Source organism: Lactobacillus sp. VURO6/B1 (VP7) (assembly GCF_058139575.1).
This window is the reverse complement of record NZ_JBVOWJ010000037.1, coordinates 1-1,170: the sequence shown is the minus strand read 5'-3', so window position 1 is coordinate 1,170 and position 1,170 is coordinate 1. Positions and strand designations below refer to the sequence as shown.

Below are 1,170 nucleotides of genomic sequence, written 5' to 3'. Positions count from 1 at the left end.
GTTAGTCCTTTTAGTTTGATTTTGATTCTTTTCTGATTGTAATACTCAATGTAGTCTCTAATCGCATCTTCCAGTTCAGTGAGATTCTTATATTGCTTTTCAAAACCATAAAACATTTCTCGTTTGAGTATCCCGAAGAAGCCTGCCATTAACCCATCATCAAGCGAATTGCCCTTGCGTGACATTGACTGGCTAATGCCATGGCTTTTCAGCCATGCTTGAAACTGGCCATTTTGGTATTGCCAGCCTTGATTGGTATGGAAGATCAAGCCATTCAAGGCTGGATATTTGTGCCAGGCCTTTTTTAACATATCCATGGTCTGCTTAAGATTAGGGCTGCGAAAAATGGTATAGGAAACAATCTCTTGGGTGCAGCCATCAATGATCGGTGATAAGTAGGTCTTTTGCCCCTTGAGCTTAATCTCAGTCACATCTGAATACCATTTGTGATTGGGGTAAACCGCACTAAAGCTGCGTTTAATTAGGTCAGGCTTAATCGGACCCTGAGTGCCGCGATAGCTGCTGTATTTGTGCCAGCGTTTACTGACTATGCCAAACAATTTCAGCTTGTTCATTAAGCGCTGCACCTCTTTATGGTTGACTAATAAACCGCGACGTCTTAGTTCTGCAGTAATGCGGCGATAGCCATAGCGGTGCTTGTGTTCCTCATAAATAGCTTTGATTTTAGCCATTATTTCTTGATTATCTCGCTCTTTGTCCTTCTTCTTTAAACTGTAGTAGTAATTACTGCGGGATAGATGGGGCAGATTGGGATTGGCATTAATGGCATCAAGAATAAAAGTTACGCTGACTTTAAGCTCGCGCCTTAGTTGGGTAACTGCCTGGGCTATTTCCGCGGCTTGCGGTTCTTGGTCCGCTGGTCGACTAAGGCGCTCAATTTTTTTACGAATTCGTTCTCGATTTTCAGCTTCAAGTTCTGCTGGCGTAAGCGTTCGTTCTCTTGCTTGAGTCGCTGATTTTCCTGTTTGATCAGCTGTTCTCTTTTGGTCATGGGGCTGTCGTCCTCTCTGCTTGTTAACGATATTATACCCATTTTTACGGTATTCGCGCAGCCAGTTGTACAACATGCCATTACTTTTTAAGCCCAAGTCAATAGATACTCGACGGGCAGGCTCATGTTCAACTATGATTCGCCTAAGGGCCTGCTCC

The 1,170-nt window shown here is 43.6% G+C and carries 1 protein-coding gene; it reads right to left on the bottom strand.

Going from position 1 to position 1,170, the window contains the following annotated elements; translation table 11 throughout:
- Positions 1-1,170, bottom strand: a 1,170-nt coding sequence (locus ACZ2M0_RS09415) for an IS3 family transposase (RefSeq protein WP_490059279.1), incomplete at both ends; no start/stop codon positions are given.